The organism is Streptomyces sp. NPDC015345, assembly GCF_043078805.1.
In the GTDB taxonomy this organism is placed as follows: Bacteria; Actinomycetota; Actinomycetes; order Streptomycetales; family Streptomycetaceae; genus Streptomyces.
The window spans coordinates 1,318,221-1,332,049 of record NZ_JBIBTX010000002.1 but is presented as its reverse complement, the minus strand read 5'-3'; the positions used below and the strand labels follow the sequence as shown (position 1 = coordinate 1,332,049).

General features: G+C 71.5%; 12 protein-coding genes. 1 reads left to right on the top strand and 11 read right to left on the bottom strand.

All coding sequences use genetic code 11. The annotated features are described in order from the left end of the window. The first annotated feature begins 181 nt into the window (after positions 1 to 181). Positions 182 to 997, top strand: a complete 816-nt coding sequence (locus tag ACF062_RS12120) for a tyrosine-protein phosphatase (RefSeq protein ID WP_392137622.1) — start codon at positions 182 to 184, stop codon at positions 995 to 997. 16 nt (positions 998 to 1,013) lie between these two features. On the opposite strand, the gene ACF062_RS12115 is transcribed toward ACF062_RS12120, so the two are convergent. The 11 genes from ACF062_RS12115 to hpnC all read right to left on the bottom strand — a co-directional run bounded on the left by ACF062_RS12115 (position 1,014) and on the right by hpnC (position 13,697). Next, positions 1,014 to 1,130, bottom strand: coding sequence for a DUF6126 family protein (locus tag ACF062_RS12115; RefSeq protein WP_223779306.1), 117 nt, complete (start codon positions 1,128 to 1,130; stop codon positions 1,014 to 1,016). Positions 1,131 to 1,183: 53 nt separating this feature from the next. Then, positions 1,184 to 1,810, bottom strand: coding sequence for a helix-turn-helix domain-containing protein (locus tag ACF062_RS12110; RefSeq protein ID WP_392137621.1), 627 nt, complete (start codon positions 1,808 to 1,810; stop codon positions 1,184 to 1,186). 83 nt (positions 1,811 to 1,893) lie between these two features. Next, positions 1,894 to 3,279: an aspartate aminotransferase family protein gene (locus tag ACF062_RS12105; protein WP_392137620.1), complete on the bottom strand. Its 1,386-nt coding sequence runs from the start codon at positions 3,277 to 3,279 to the stop codon at positions 1,894 to 1,896. Further along, positions 3,276 to 5,195 carry a 1-deoxy-D-xylulose-5-phosphate synthase gene (dxs, locus tag ACF062_RS12100; protein ID WP_392137619.1) on the bottom strand — a complete coding sequence of 640 codons (1,920 nt, stop codon included), beginning with the start codon at positions 5,193 to 5,195 and terminating at the stop codon, positions 3,276 to 3,278. Before dxs ends, ACF062_RS12105 begins: the two co-directional genes overlap by 4 nt. Positions 5,196 to 5,367: 172 nt before the next feature. Beyond that, positions 5,368 to 6,390 carry an adenosyl-hopene transferase HpnH gene (hpnH, locus tag ACF062_RS12095; protein ID WP_223778117.1) on the bottom strand — a complete coding sequence of 341 codons (1,023 nt, stop codon included), beginning with the start codon at positions 6,388 to 6,390 and terminating at the stop codon, positions 5,368 to 5,370. 5 nt (positions 6,391 to 6,395) lie between these two features. After that, a complete protein-coding gene (locus ACF062_RS12090) occupies positions 6,396 to 7,049 on the bottom strand; it encodes a 1-hydroxy-2-methyl-2-butenyl 4-diphosphate reductase (RefSeq protein WP_392137618.1) in 654 nt (217 codons plus the stop codon). After that, positions 7,049 to 9,070 carry a squalene--hopene cyclase gene (gene shc, locus ACF062_RS12085; RefSeq protein ID WP_392137617.1) on the bottom strand — a complete coding sequence of 674 codons (2,022 nt, stop codon included), beginning with the start codon at positions 9,068 to 9,070 and terminating at the stop codon, positions 7,049 to 7,051. Before shc ends, ACF062_RS12090 begins: the two co-directional genes overlap by 1 nt. A 101-nt stretch (positions 9,071 to 9,171) precedes the next feature. Next, positions 9,172 to 10,320 (bottom strand): polyprenyl synthetase family protein, encoded by a 1,149-nt coding sequence (locus ACF062_RS12080; protein WP_392137616.1) that lies wholly within the window; start codon positions 10,318 to 10,320, stop codon positions 9,172 to 9,174. Then, the gene (gene hpnE / locus ACF062_RS12075; RefSeq protein WP_392137724.1) at positions 10,317 to 11,726 is read right to left on the bottom strand and encodes a hydroxysqualene dehydroxylase HpnE; all 1,410 of its coding nucleotides are present in this window, start codon (positions 11,724 to 11,726) and stop codon (positions 10,317 to 10,319) included. Before hpnE ends, ACF062_RS12080 begins: the two co-directional genes overlap by 4 nt. A 124-nt stretch (positions 11,727 to 11,850) precedes the next feature. Further along, positions 11,851 to 12,801 carry a presqualene diphosphate synthase HpnD gene (gene hpnD, locus ACF062_RS12070; RefSeq protein ID WP_392137615.1) on the bottom strand — a complete coding sequence of 317 codons (951 nt, stop codon included), beginning with the start codon at positions 12,799 to 12,801 and terminating at the stop codon, positions 11,851 to 11,853. Continuing rightward, entirely contained in the window at positions 12,798 to 13,697 is a 900-nt protein-coding gene (gene hpnC / locus ACF062_RS12065) for a squalene synthase HpnC (RefSeq protein ID WP_392137614.1), read from the bottom strand. Before hpnC ends, hpnD begins: the two co-directional genes overlap by 4 nt. Between the last annotated feature and the right edge of the window lie 132 nt (positions 13,698 to 13,829).

Here is a 13,829-nt window from a genome sequence, read left to right as displayed (position 1 = left end):
CAAACCCCCACAGAACCGGTCCCGGGATACGCACAAGCACGCGCGTGCACGCACATCTTCGCGGTCGCTCCGTCGATCGGGCAACGTCTGCGAAGGGGTGATCGCCCCGGAAACCCGTGTCGTATCGTCGAAGGCGCATTCACCGGCGAGCCGCGCCGGCAGCAGAGCCCGAGGAGAGCCCGTGACGCAGCAGGTCCCGTCCACAGAGCAGTCAGAGCTGTCAGAGCCCGAGCTGACCGGAGTGCGCAACTTCCGTGACGTGGGCGGACTGCCGACCGTGGACGGCCGCCGCGTCCGCCAGGGGCGGCTCTTCCGCAGCGGCCACCTGGCGCACGCCACCGCCGAGGACACGGCGTTCCTGACGTCGCTGGGTCTGCACACGATCTTCGACTTCCGCAACGCCGCCGACCAGCGCCTCGAAGGCCCGGACGTCGCGCTGCCCGGCGTGCGCAACGTGAACCTGCCGCTGACCGACCCGGCCGACGGCGCCGAGTTCTGGAAGATGGTCCGCGACGGCGATCTGGACCAGCTGCGCGCGATCCTGTCCGACGGCAAGGCCGCCGGCCGGATGTCGGCCTCGTACCGCACGATCATCAAGGAGCGCACGGCCGAGCACAGCCAGGTGCTGCACGCGCTCGCCGAGGACAGCGTGCCGGCGCTGATGCACTGTGCGGCGGGCAAGGACCGCGCGGGCCTGTCCATAGCGGTCACGCTGCTCGCCGTGGGCGTCGAGCGCGACGCCATCGAGGCGGACTACCTGGAATCGAACGCGGCGCACCGCCGCTACAAGGTGCACCGCACGAGCGACTCCCCGAACGCGATGTCCCCCGAGGTCATGGAGCTGCTCAACCCGCTCTTCGACGCCCGCGCCGAGTACCTGGCGGCGGCCTTCGAGACGATCGAGCAGACCTGGGGCGACACGGACACCTACCTCTCGAAGGGCCTCAAGGTGACTCCGCAGACGCGTGAGCGGCTGCGGGAGCGCCTCCTCGACTGACGCCGCAAGGGTTCCGTCACTTGTTCTGAGCGCCCAGTTCGAACAGCAGGTAGATGAAGGCCGCGAAGACGTGGCCGACCGCCACATAGATGATCAGCCGGACCCAGAGTGCCCGCGGGAACTTCTCCTCCATCGTGCTCTTGGCGGGCCGCTCCGGTCGGGCGGGTCCCTGCGGCTCGGATTCGGTCATGTCGGTTCTCCCTGACTGGGGCCGCCGAGGCACAGCGCGGTGGCGGGGCTCTGCAGCAACGTATGGACGAAGAGGAGGTCGGCGCCGCCCCGCTCGGCGGCGGCGATCCGGTGCGGGGTCAGCGAGTCGAAGTGCGCGCTGTCCCCGGGCGCGAGGGTGTGCGTGGTGTCCCCGAGGGACAGCCGCAGCCGCCCCTCGATGACGTACAGCCACTCCTCGCCGGGGTGGACGCGCACGATGTCGCCCTGCGCCCCGTGGGGGACGTGCACGCGCAGCGCCTGCATGCCGCGCCCTTGGGCGCCCGCCTGCCAGTACGTCCAGCCGCCCGCGCGGGTCGGCTCCATGTCCGCGGCGCGGACGATCGAGTCCCGGTCGGCGACCGTCTCGCCGAGCAGCTCGGAGACCGTCGTACCGTAGACACGTGCGAGGGCGAGCAGCATCGGCAGCGACGGCTGGCGCTGCCCGGTCTCCAGGCGGGACAGATGGGCGGGCGAGAGCCCCGCGGTGCGTGCGGCGGCCTCCAGCGTGAGGGACGCGCGGCGGCGCAGCTCACGCAGCTGGGGCGCGACGGCGGGCAGCGCTTCGGCCGCCTCCGGCGGCTCGACGGGCTCGGCAGGGCTCATACACCGCATTGAGCCAGAGCCTTGCCTCCCGGGCAACTTTCTTGCCTAAGAGGCAAAAGCCCCCGGCGTTCCGATGCGCGGCCTCAGCGGTTGGCGACCGCCTGCTTCACCAGCGTCCTGCCGAAGTCCCACATCAGCCCGCCACCGCTGTGCGCCTCGTCCATGACGGCGGTGAAGGCCTCGACGAAGCGGTCCACCTCCCGCTCCCCCACGGTCAGCGGCGGAATCAGCTTGATGACCTCCAGATGGTCACCGGAGACCTGCGTGAGGATGCGGTGCTTCTGGAGCAGCGGTACGACGACCATCTGCGCGAAGAGCCCCTTGCGGGCGGCCTGGAGCATCGACCAACGCCCGCGCAGCTTCAGTGACTTCGGCCGCCCGAACTCGATGCCGACCATCAGGCCGCGGCCGCGCACCTCGCTCAGCAGCTCATAGCGGTCGACCAGCGCGGCGAGCCGGGACTTGAGCAGCTCACCGGTCGTCCGGGCGTTCTCGACGACCTTCTCGTCCTCCATGACGGCGAGGACCGCGAGGCCGGCCGCCATGGCCTGCGCGTTGGACCCGAAGCTCGCCGAGTGGACGAGGACGCGGTCCATCGACGAGTAGACCTTCTTGAAGATCCAGTCCTTGCCGAGGGTGGCGCCGACCGGCACATAGCCGCCCGACAGCGCCTTCGCGACGCAGACGAGGTCCGGCTCCACGCCTTCCTCGTGCTGGTAGGCGTAGAAGTCGCCGGTCCTGCCGAGGCCCGTCTGCACCTCGTCGGCGATCAGCAGCGCCTTGTGCCTGTGCAGCAACTCCTGGGCAGCGCGCAGATATCCGGGCGGCGGCTCGTGGACGCCCTTGCCCTGGATGGGTTCGACGATCAGCCCGGCGACGTCACCCTTGCGCAGCTCCTCGCGCAACGCGTCCAGATCACCGAGCGGTACCGCCGTGTCGGGCAGCAGCGGCGCGAAGCCGTCCCGGAAGCCGCTCTCGCCGTTGACGGAGAGCGACCCCGTGGTCAGCCCGTGGAAGGCGTGCGCGCAGTACAGCACCCTCGGCCTGCCCGTCGCGTACCGGGCGAACTTGAGCGCGGTCTCGACGGCCTCCGTACCGCTGTTGCCGAAGAACACCCGGTCCAAGTGCGGGCTGTGCCGCAGCAGCTGCTCGGCGAGCAGACCGGGCAGCGGCTGGCAGTCGAAGCGGGTGAGGTCGGCGAGCGAGGCGTCCAAGACGTCGTGCAGCGCCTTGCGGACGACCGGGTGGTGCCGGCCGAGGCCCATCACGCCGAAGCCCGCCAGCATGTCGAGGTAGTCGTTGCCGTCCGCGTCCCAGAAGTACGCGCCCTCGGCCCGCTCGTAGACCTTGTCGAAGCCGATGGTGTGCAACATGCGCGGCAGCTGGTGGTTGAGGTGCCGGGCATGCAGCTCGTACCGCTCGGCGCCCCGCTCGGCGAGGAGGCGGCCGAGGTCGAACTCCTTGGTCATGCGCTGTGCTCCTTGCCTTCGCCCTGCTCCCCCGCGCTCTCCTTGACCGCCAGTGTGGCGCTGATCCGCCCCGCGATCTCGACCGGCGTGAGCCCGAGATCCGCGAGGACCTCGCCCCGCTTGGCGTGCGCGAGGAACTGCTCGGGGATGCCGAACCGCCGTACCGGTACGTCCACTTCGGCGTCCCCGAGCGCCAGCTCGACGGCGGCGCCCACCCCGGCGGCCCGGCTGTTGTCCTCGACGACCGCCACGATACGGTGCCGCGCGGCGAGGCCGGGCAGCTCGGCGTCGACCGGCTTGACCCAGCGCGGGTCGACGACGGTGCAGCGCAGGCCGCGCGCCCGGAGCAGCTCGGCGGCCTGGAGGCAGACCGGCGCCATCACTCCGACCGCGACGAGCAGCACCTCGGCGTCGGGGGCGTCGGCGTCCCGCAGCAGCACGTCCATGCCGCCGATCCGGCCGAGGGCGGGGATCGCGGGGCCCACGGACTCCTTGGGGAACCGGAGCAGCGTCGGCGCGTCGTCGACCGCGACGGCCTCCCGCAGCTGCGCCCGCAGCTGGTCGGCGTCGCGCGGCGCGGCCACCCGCAGGCCGGGCACGACCTGGAGGATCGACAGGTCCCACATGCCGTTGTGCGAGGCCCCGTCCACGCCGGTGACGCCGGCCCGGTCGAGGACGAACGTGACCCCGCCTCGGTGCAGCGCGACGTCCATCAGGAGCTGGTCGAAGGCGCGGTTGAGGAAGGTGGCGTACACGGCCACGACCGGGTGGAGGCCGCCGGTGGCGAGCCCCGCCGCCGACACCGCCGCGTGCTGCTCGGCGATGCCGACATCCCACACCCGGTCGGGGTAGGCCTCCGCGAACTTCTTCAGGCCGACCGGCTCCAGCATGGCGGCGGTGATGGCGACGACGTCCTCGCGCTCGGCGCCGATGCGGACGATCTCGTCGCCGAACACCGAGGTCCAGGAGGGGCCGTTGGCGGGCGCGAGGGGTGCGCAGGTGAGGGGGTCCATGACGCCGACCGTGTGGAAGCGGTCGGCTTCGTCCGCGAGCGCGGGCTCGTAACCACGCCCCTTCTCGGTGAGGCAGTGGATCAGGACGGGCCCGTGGAAGCGTTTGGCACGCCGCAGCGCCGACTCGACGGCGCCTATGTCGTGCCCGTCGATGGGCCCCACGTACTTGAGCCCGAGGTCCTCGAACATGCCCTGCGGCGCGAAGGCGTCCTTGAAGCCCTTCTTGGCGCCGTGCAGGGACTCGAAGAGCGGCTGCCCGACGACGGGTGTGCGCTGGAGCATGTCCTTGCCCCAGGCGAGGACCCGCTCGTAGCCGTCGGTCGTGCGCAGCGTCGCGAGGTGGTTGGCGAGGCCGCCGATGGTCGGGGCGTAGGAGCGTTCGTTGTCGTTCACGACGATGATCAGCGGCCGGTCCTTCGCGGCGGCGATGTTGTTCAGCGCCTCCCACGCCATGCCGCCGGTGAGCGCGCCGTCCCCGATGACGGCGACCACGTGGCCCGGCTCACCGCGTACCTGGTGGGCCTTGGCGAGGCCGTCCGCCCAGCCGAGCGCGGTCGAGGCGTGGCTGTTCTCGACGATGTCGTGCTCGGACTCCTCACGCGAGGGGTAGCCCGAGAGTCCGCCCTTGCCGCGCAGCTTGGAGAAGTCCTGACGTCCGGTCAGCAGCTTGTGTACGTAGGTCTGGTGGCCGGTGTCCCACACGAGCCGGTCGACGGGCGACTCGAAGACCCGGTGGAGGGCGATGGAGAGCTCCACCACTCCCAGGTTGGGCCCCAGGTGACCGCCCGTCCTTGCGACCGCGTGCACCAGGAACTCCCGGATGTCCTGGGCCAGTTCGTCGAGTTCGGCCTCGGTCAGCGCCTTCAGGTCGCGCGGCCCCCGAATGGTGTCGAGAATGGTCATGCTCGGGCCCCCTCTCTGGTTCTTCTCAGCTCACGGTGACGTCGGGCGCCCCTGACGGGATGCCGTCGTTCTCCATCTGGGCGGCGAGCCTCACAAGCCGGCGGCGGAGGTCACCGCGGGCCACTGACCCGCGGTGCCCCCGATACGGATCGGCGCCCCCGCGTCGATGACGTCACCCGCGGTTTCCCGAGACCGTCTCGCGGGCGGCGCGCAGGGACTCCTTGAGGGACCCCATCGTCGCGAGGACGGCGGTCGGTTCGTAGCCGCAGTGCGCCATGCAGTTGGCGCAGCGCGGGTCCTTGCCGCGGCCGTACTTGCTCCAGTCGGTGTCCTCGATGAGCTCCCGGTACGTCGGGACGTAACCGTCGCTCATCAGATAGCAGGGGCGCTGCCAGCCGAAGAGCGAGTAGTTCGGGATCGCCCACGCGGTGCACGGGAAGTCCGCCTTGCCCTCCAGGAAGTCAAGGAACAGCGGCGAGTGGTTCAGCCGCCAGCGGCGCCGGTTGCCGCCCGCGAAGGCCTTCCTGAAGAGCTCCCGGGTCTGCTCGACGCCCAGGAAGTGCTCCTGGTCGGGCGCCTTCTCGTATGCGTAGGCGGGCGAGAGCATCATCTCGTCGACCTGGAGCTCGTCGTTGAGGAAGTTCAGCACCTCGATGATGGTCTGCGGGGTGTCCGTGTTGAAGAACGTCGAGTTGGTGGTGACACGGAAGCCGCGCTTCTTGGCCTCCTTGATGGCCTCCACCGCCTCGTCGAACACTCCCTCCTTGGCGACCGACTCGTCATGCCGCTCCCGCATGCCGTCGATGTGCACGGCGAACGCGAAATACGGCGAAGGGCTGAACTTGTCCATCTTCTTGCGCAGCAGCATGGCGTTGGTGCAAAGGAACACGTACTTCTTCTTCGCCACCAACTGCCGCACGATCTCGTCGATCTGAGGGTGCATCAGTGGTTCGCCACCGGCGATGGACACCATCGGCGCACCGGATTCCAGCACGGCGCCCACGGCCTGGGCCACCGGCATGCGCTGCTTGAGCACACCGGCCGGATGCTGGATCTTTCCGCAACCCTCGCATTTGAGATTGCACGCGAAGAGCGGTTCCAACTCGACGATCAGCGGGAACTTGTCGCGCTTGCGGAGCTTCTGTTCAAAGAGATACGTAGCGACCTTGACGGTCTGGCGCAGCGGCATGGCCATCTGGCTCACCTCCGGGGGAGCAAAGAAGAACGGTGCCATTCGAAGAAAGCGGGAAGCACGGCACGGAGAACGCGGAACGCTGATATTCCACCGCGCACCGTGCCGATGCGGACCAGTTCGTGCTGCGGGGCGTCCACGACCACCCGGACGGCGGCAACGGGCCGCCGCCCGGCGCGCGCCGCGCTGTGCAGCGTCGCGGCGGACTCCATGTCCACGGCGATGGCGCCGGTGGCCAGGAGCGCGCCGCGCTCGGGGCCGCGGACGACGTGGTCGGAGCCGGTGAGCGGCCCGGTGTGCACGGTGCGTCCGGGCAGGGCCCGCACCAGCTCCTCGACCAGCAGTCCGGTTCCGGTGCAAGGGGTGCTGCCGCGCCCGTCCCTGGTCTCCTCGGCGACGACGAGGTCGCCGGGGTGCATGCCGGGGGCGAGCCCGGCGCAGAACCCGGTCGCGAGGACGGCCGCGTCCCGCAGCGGCTCGGTGCCGAGCGCCCCCCTGACGGCGCGCTCGGCGTTGAGGGGGCCCATTCCGGTGCGCAGCACCGTCATGGCTCCCGGGGCGCCGCCGCGGTCGCCGGTGCGCAGGGCGAGGCACTCGATGCCGAGCGCGCAGGCGATCAGCAGCGGTGCGGGGCCCGGCCGACGAGCCGGGGCTCTGCCCATCAGCCCCCCTTGGCGAAGTGACCGGAGCCGTCCGCGAACGGTTCTCCGTTGACGTATCTGCCGAGCGCGGTGAGGGGGAACACCTGCCGGTAGAGGTGGTAGTTGATGGAGAAGTCCCAGGGGAAGCCGGTGCCGGTGAAGTACGGCTCGTCCCAGGAGCCGTCCTCGGCCTGCGTCCGGGCCAGCCATTCCACGCCCCGCCGCACCGACGCGGCCTCGCGCTCCCCCGCCGAGAGGAGGGCGAGCAGCGCCCACGCGGTCTGCGAGGCCGTCGAGGTGCCGTGGCCGACCCAGCCCCGGTCGCGGTAGGAGCGCAGGTCCTCGCCCCAGCCGCCGTCGTCGTTCTGCACGGACTCCAGCCAGCGCACGGCGCGGCGGATCGCGGGGTGCGCGGCGGGCAGCCCTGCCGTGATCAGCGCGGGCACCACCGACCCTGTTCCGTACAGATAGTTGACGCCCCAGCGCCCGAACCAGGCGCCGTTGGGCTCCTGTTCGGCGAGCAGCCACGCGATGCCGCGCCGGGTGCGCGGGTCGTGGGACCTGCCCTCGACGGCGAGCATCTCCACGACGTGCCCGGTGACGTCGGCGGAGGGCGGGTCGATGACCTCGCCGAAGTCGCAGAACGGCAGCCGGTTGGGGAACGGGCTGGTGTTGTCGACATCGAAGGCTCCCCAGGCGCCGTTCTTCGACTGCATGCCGAGGTTCCAGCGCACTCCGCGCTCGATCGCCTTCTCCACGCGCTCCTGGTCCGGGTGCGCGACCCGGCGCAGCGCGAGGGCGACCTCGGCGGTGTCGTCGATGTCGGGGTAGTTGTCGTTGTGGAACTCGAACGCCCAGCCGCCCGGGGTAAGTTCGGGTCTGCGCACCGACCAGTCGCCGGGCCGCACGACCTGCTCGCCCAGCATCCAGTCGGCGGCCTTGACCAACTGCGGGTGATCGGCTGGCAGTCCGGCGTCCGCGAGGGCGATGGTGGCCAGGCAGGTGTCCCACACGGGCGACTGGCAGGCCTCGATCATCCGGGCACCGTCCTCGCGCCACACGGCGAACCGGTCGAGCGAGTCGAGCCCGGCCTTCAGGATCGGATGCCCGAGGTCGTAGCCGAGCAGGTGCAGGGCGATGATGGAGTAGACGGCGGGCGGCTGGATGCCGCCCCAGCAGCCGTCGTTCTCCTGCCGCTCGATGATCCAGCGGGCGGCGCTGTTCATCGCGGCCTTGCGCAGCCGGCGGGGCGCGACCTTGTGGTAGGCGTGCAGCGCCTTGTCGAGCCGCTGGAAGACGCCGTCCCAACTGGTCGCCGGGGCCTGCGCTTTGGCCGGGTTCGGATCGGCGGCGTCCCGGTGCAGCTCGTCCAGCGCGAAGGGCGCGGGGCGCACGGGCCGCTTGGCGGAGACGATGGTGAGAGGCACTATGGTCTGCCGGGCCCAGCAGCCGAAGTCGTAGATGTTGAGCGGGACCCACTTCGGGAAGTAGATGAGTTCCGGCGGGAGTTCGGGCAGGTCGTCCCACTTCCACCAGCCGAACAGGGCGAGCCAGATGCGGGTGAAGACCCGGCTCGCGGCGATGCCGCCCTGCTCCCGGATCCAGGCGGCGGCCTTGGCCATGTGCGCCTCGTCGGGCCGGTCCCCGGCCAGGCGCAGCGCGACGTACGCCTCGATGGTGGTGGAGAGTTCGCCGGGGCCGCCGAAGAAGGTGGCCCAGGTGCCGTCCTCGCGCTGTTCGCCGCGGATGAAGAGCGCGGCGGCGCGGGTGGTCTCCTCGTCCCTGATGCCGAGGAACTGCCGCAGGAGGAGGTCCTCGGCGTCCATCGTCACATTGGTCTCGAGGTCGCCTTTCCACCATCCTTCGGCGTCCTGCCGGGAGAGCAGGAAATCGGTGGAGCGTTGTATGGCGCGTGCGGCGATGTCACGGGTGTCTGTCTCCGTGGTGGTCGCGGCGGTCGTGGCGGTCGTGTGGGCGGGCTGGCTGGCCGAGGCCGCGCGGGGCGTCACCGCTCCGGTGCTTCCGTCGGTCGTCGCTGTCATGGCTTCCCCTTCGTGCAGTCGGTTCCTCTGCTCTGGGTCCGCCGTCGGCCGACGCGCTGGGCGCCGGCCGGCGACTGCGAGTCATATACGGGCGATAGTGATCATCTCTTTCGTACGACGACGAAGTCGGCGAGCGCGACGAGCTGCGCCCGGACCCGGTCCGGCATCTGGACGGTGTCCAGCGCCTCGATGGCGATGGTGTGCTGGCGCCGGGCCTCCTCGGCGGTCCACGCGCGTCCCCCGGCCTCTTCGATCAGGGCGGCGCGCGCGGCGAACTCCTCCTCGGAGAAGCTGTCGAAGTCGTTGCTCTTGGCGTCGGCGGCGAGCAGGTCGCCGAGGCGCTCGGAGGCGGGGCCGCCCGCGGCGAGCGCGGCGACGACGGGCAGGGACTTCTTGCGCTGACGCAGATCGCTCCACGTCTGCTTCCCGGTGGCGTCGGGGTCGCCCCAGATGCCGAGCAGGTCGTCGACGGCCTGGAAGGCGAGGCCGAGGTGGTAGCCGTACTTCTCCAGGGTGTCGGCGGTGCGGTCGTCCGCGCCGCCGAGTACGGCGCCGATGGAGACGGCGCAGGCGAGCAGGGCGCCGGTCTTGTTGCCCTCCATCTCCAGGCACTCCTCGACGGTGACCCGCTCGCGGTGCTCGTAGGAGATGTCCTGCGCCTGGCCGTCGATCAGGGCGCGCGTGGCGGTGGTGAGGCGGCGCGTGGCGCGGCCCGCCTCGACGGTGCCGATCTCCAGGAGCACCTCGTTGGCGAGCGCGAAGAGGGCGTCGCCGACGAGGATGGCCTGTGCGGGGCCGTGCACCTTCCACACGGTGTCGCGGTGGCGGCGCTGCTCGTCGCCGTCCATCAGGTCGTCGTGCAGCAGCGAGAAGTTGTGCACGAGCTCGACGGCGACGGCCCCGGGGACGCCGACCTCGGGGGCGGCGCCCGCGGCCTCGGCGGAGAGCAGGGCGAGCGCGGGGCGCACGGCCTTGCCGCCGTCGCCGTCGGACGGGTTGCCCGCCGCGTCGATCCATCCGAAGTGGTAGGCGGCGACGGTGTCCATGGGCGGCGCGAGGCGGTCCACCGCGGCCCGCAGCACCGGGGTGGCCAGGGTCCTTCCGCGTTCGAGCAGTGAGGTCACGTCCACCGTGTCGGCAGCCGTTTCGGCCGAGGGCACAGTCGGCACAGTTTCTCCTCTTGTTCCGGTTGTCCCGGTTGTTCCGGTGCGGGTTCGCTGGGGACCTGACCCCAGGAAGTCGAGCTTCACGCCGCCGCCTCCTCGAATGCGAAGAGGTGATCACGGGGGCGGTCGAGTGCGGAGAGGGCGGCTTCGGCCGCGCTGATGCCGCTGCGTACGGCGCTTTCCATGGTCGCGGGCCAGCCGGTGGCGGTCCACGCGCCCGCGAGGTAGAGGCCGCGCGCCTTGGTGCGGGCGCCGGGCCGCAGCCGACCGACGCCGGGGGTGGGGGCGAAGGTGGCCGTGCGCTCGCGGGTCACGAAGAAGTCCCGCACCTCGGCGCCGTGCGCGGCGGGCAGCAGCCGCTCGAGCTCGGGGAGGTAGCGCTCGCGCAGCGCGGCGACGGGCGCGTCGATCTCGTCGTGCGCGGCGGACTGCGAGAGGGCGAGGTACTGCCCCTCGGCGAGGCCGGACGCCTCGGTCCGGTCGAAGACCCACTGGACGGGCGTGCCGAGGGCGGCGAAGAACGGCCGCTTCAGCACCTTTCTGTCGTAGACGACGTGGACGTTGAGGATCGGGGCGTTGTCGATGTCGAGGAGCCGGTCGGGCTGGTCGAGCGCGCCGTCCGGGAGCAGGTCGTGCGCCTCGTGCTGGGGCACGGCGAGGACGACGGTGTCGGCGTCGATGGCATCGCCGGGCACGTCCACGCGCCAACCGCCTGTCCCCGTACGGGAGATGGAGGTGACCCGCGCCCTCAGTTCGGTGCGCACGCCCGCGGCGTCGAGCGCCTTGCGGGCCAGCGTGTCGTGCAGTTCGCCCAGCGGCACCCGGGACCAGCCGATGTCGGCGGCGCCCGGGTCGGAGAGCAGCCCGGTCTTGAACACCATCGCGGCGAGTCCGAGCGAGGCGTCGCCCGCGACGGCGTTGAGCGTGGCGACTCCCACGAGGTCCCACAGGGCCTCGATGGCGCGCGGCGACTGGCCGTGCGCGGCCAGCCAGCTGCCGAAGTCCTGGCCGTCGAGCACGGGATCGGCCGGATCGAGCCCCTTGAGGGCGAGCGCCGCGCGTCCCACCTGGGCGCGTTCGGCGACCGACAGATGGGGATACGTGGCAAGGCTCGCCGCCAGGTGCAGCGGCACGGGCAGCGCGGTGCGCCGCAGCCGCCCGAGCCGGCCCCGGTCGGCGTCGAGCACGGGCACGTCGAGACGTTCCTGCAAGGGGGCGAGGTGCGCGCCTCCCACGCGGTCGAGGAACCACCGGTAGGCGTTGCAGCAGCGCAGGTAGACGTGCTGGCCGTTGTCGACGGTCAGCTCGCCGCGCCGGAAGGAGAACGCGAGTCCGCCAAGGCGCGGCCGCCCTTCGAGCAGCGTCACGCGCAGCCCCGCGTCGGCCAGCGAGAGCGCGGCGGTGACACCGGCGAGTCCGCCGCCGATCACCACGGCGGCCGCCCCACCAGGGCGGCCTTCGGCGTCCGCGGTCAGCCCCTCGGGCCGCATGTCGTCGCTCTTCACGCACCCTCCTTTTCGGCCGTTGCAGTCAGGGACGCGACCTTGGAGCGGAGGGTTGCCCATCGGTTCGCGAGGGCCGTCCTTGCTCCCCCGCGACCACTCCGGTCACGCATCACGCACGCCTCCTGACGGTCTGCCGTGAGACGTTCCGCGCGTCGAGACCGGACAGGCCGCGCACGGCGACGTACGCCTTCTCGTGGCCCGGCAGTGAGACGCGGCCGCGCAGGACGGCCTCCGGTTCCCGCTCGATGCGGTCGAGGAGGCGGCGGTAGATGCCGGCCATGGCGGCGACGCAGGCACCGCTGCGCCGGTCCAGCATGGGAAGCAGCCGGTAGCCCTCGGCGAACAGGGCGCGGGCGCGGCGGACCTCGAAGTGGACGAGGCCCGCGAAGTCGGATCCGGCGGGCGGCTCGGAGCCGGAGAACCCGGCGGAGCAGCCGAATTTCGCGAGGTCCTCGGCAGGCAGATAGGTCCGCCCGCCCTCGGCGTCCTCGCGAACGTCCCGGAGGATGTTGGTGAGTTGGAGCGCGAGGCCGAGCGTGTCGGCATACTCCGGCGCGCGCTCGGCATGGAGCGCCCCCCGTTCCGTACCGAACACGCCGAGGGAGAGCCGCCCGATCGCTCCGGCGACGCAGCGGCAGTACGCCTTCAGGTCCTCCCAGGTCTCGTACGTCTCGCCGCGTACGTCCATCAGGACACCGTCGATGAGTTCGTCGAGGCCGCCCATCGGGATGGGGAAGTGCGTGGCGGCGTGCACGAGGGCGACCGCCACCGGGTCGGTGTCGTCCTCGCCCACGGCGCCCTCGCGGATCCGGGCGAGGAGTCGGCGCGTGTCGTCGAGCCGCTCCGCCTTGACCTGCGGCGGGAGCGCTCCGTCGCCGATGTCGTCGACGCGGCGGGAGAGGGCGTACAGCGCGGACATGGCGCGCCGCTTGGGCGCCGGCAGCAGCCTGATGCCGTACGCGAAGTTCCGCGCCTGCTGTCCGGTGACGGTCTCGCAGTAGCTGTACGCGGCGAGTACCGGCGCGGACACGTGCTGGTCCGGCTCCACCTCCCGGCTCACCCCTCTCCTCGCAGAACCGCCCCCGCCTCGCGCAACAGGCGGGGCCTGGTGGGCTTGGGCGGACCGGGAAGTACGTCGTGTCCGGCGGCGGAGATCGCCTGGATCGCCGCCCTCCCCCCTGCCACGAAACCGACCAGCAGCAGCTTCAGCCTGCCGTGGACGCTACCCACCAGGGGGGTGCCTTCATTCAGGAGGCCGCGGGCGCGTTCCGTTTCGTACGCGACCAGTGCGCGCACCGATGCGCCTGCTGTGGGCGCGGCCAGGTCGGCCTCGCTGACGTGGAAGAGCGACATGTCCTCGATGGGCAGGTAGATGCGGTCGCGTCGCAGGTCCTCGGCGACGTCCTGGATGTGCTCGACGATCTGGAGGCCGGTGCAGACGGCGTCCGAGCGGCGGAGGCGTTCGGGGGTCTCGGTGCCGGTGATGGCGAGGACCAGGCGGCCGATGGGGTTCGCCGAGAGCGCGCAGTACGCCACGAGGTCGTCGTACGTCTCGTAGCGGGAGACGTGCTGGTCCTGGCGGTTGGCCGCGATCAGGTCGAGGAAGGGGCCGGGGGTGAGGACACCGCGCTCGGCCGCCGGTCCCAGCGCCCGCACCAGCGGATGGCCCGCGACGCCGCCCTCGAAGACCGTGCCCAGGTCGGCCTCGACGGCGTCGAGCATCCGCAGCGGGTCGCGGGCGTCGGCCGGGTCCACACCGAGGCAGCGGGCGTGACCGGCTCCGGGAGCGAGGTCGCCGTCGCCGATGTCGTCGATGAGCCGCACGACGCCGTAGACGGCCATGAGCTCCTCGCGCCAGGCCCGGGGCAGGAAAAAAGGGGCCACGGGGAAGTTCTCGTGCGCGGCCTTGTCGAGGACGGCGGACGCATCGCGGAACTGGAGATCATCCGTAGCCATTGCCGTCACATCTCCCGTTCTACACTGCCGACCCAATACATCCTATTTCGGACACGCCGCCCAGCCCTGGCCGAGGCGGGCCGTGGCCCGGCCGGGGGCGCCGCGCGATATCGCCCCACTTGCCGCGAATCA

Bases quoted from the DNA above. Each gene is read 5' to 3' on its own strand.
- ACF062_RS12115 (WP_223779306.1), bottom strand. From the start codon at position 1,130: ATGGAGGAGAAGTTCCCGCGGGCACTCTGGGTCCGGCTGATCATCTAT.
- ACF062_RS12110 (WP_392137621.1), bottom strand. From the start codon at position 1,810: ATGAGCCCTGCCGAGCCCGTCGAGCCGCCGGAGGCGGCCGAAGCGCTG.
- ACF062_RS12105 (WP_392137620.1), bottom strand. From the start codon at position 3,279: ATGACCAAGGAGTTCGACCTCGGCCGCCTCCTCGCCGAGCGGGGCGCC.
- dxs (WP_392137619.1), bottom strand. From the start codon at position 5,195: ATGACCATTCTCGACACCATTCGGGGGCCGCGCGACCTGAAGGCGCTG.
- hpnH (WP_223778117.1), bottom strand. From the start codon at position 6,390: ATGGCCATGCCGCTGCGCCAGACCGTCAAGGTCGCTACGTATCTCTTT.
- ACF062_RS12090 (WP_392137618.1), bottom strand. From the start codon at position 7,049: ATGGGCAGAGCCCCGGCTCGTCGGCCGGGCCCCGCACCGCTGCTGATC.
- shc (WP_392137617.1), bottom strand. From the start codon at position 9,070: ATGACAGCGACGACCGACGGAAGCACCGGAGCGGTGACGCCCCGCGCG.
- hpnE (WP_392137724.1), bottom strand. From the start codon at position 11,726: ATGCGGCCCGAGGGGCTGACCGCGGACGCCGAAGGCCGCCCTGGTGGG.
- hpnC (WP_392137614.1), bottom strand. From the start codon at position 13,697: ATGGCTACGGATGATCTCCAGTTCCGCGATGCGTCCGCCGTCCTCGAC.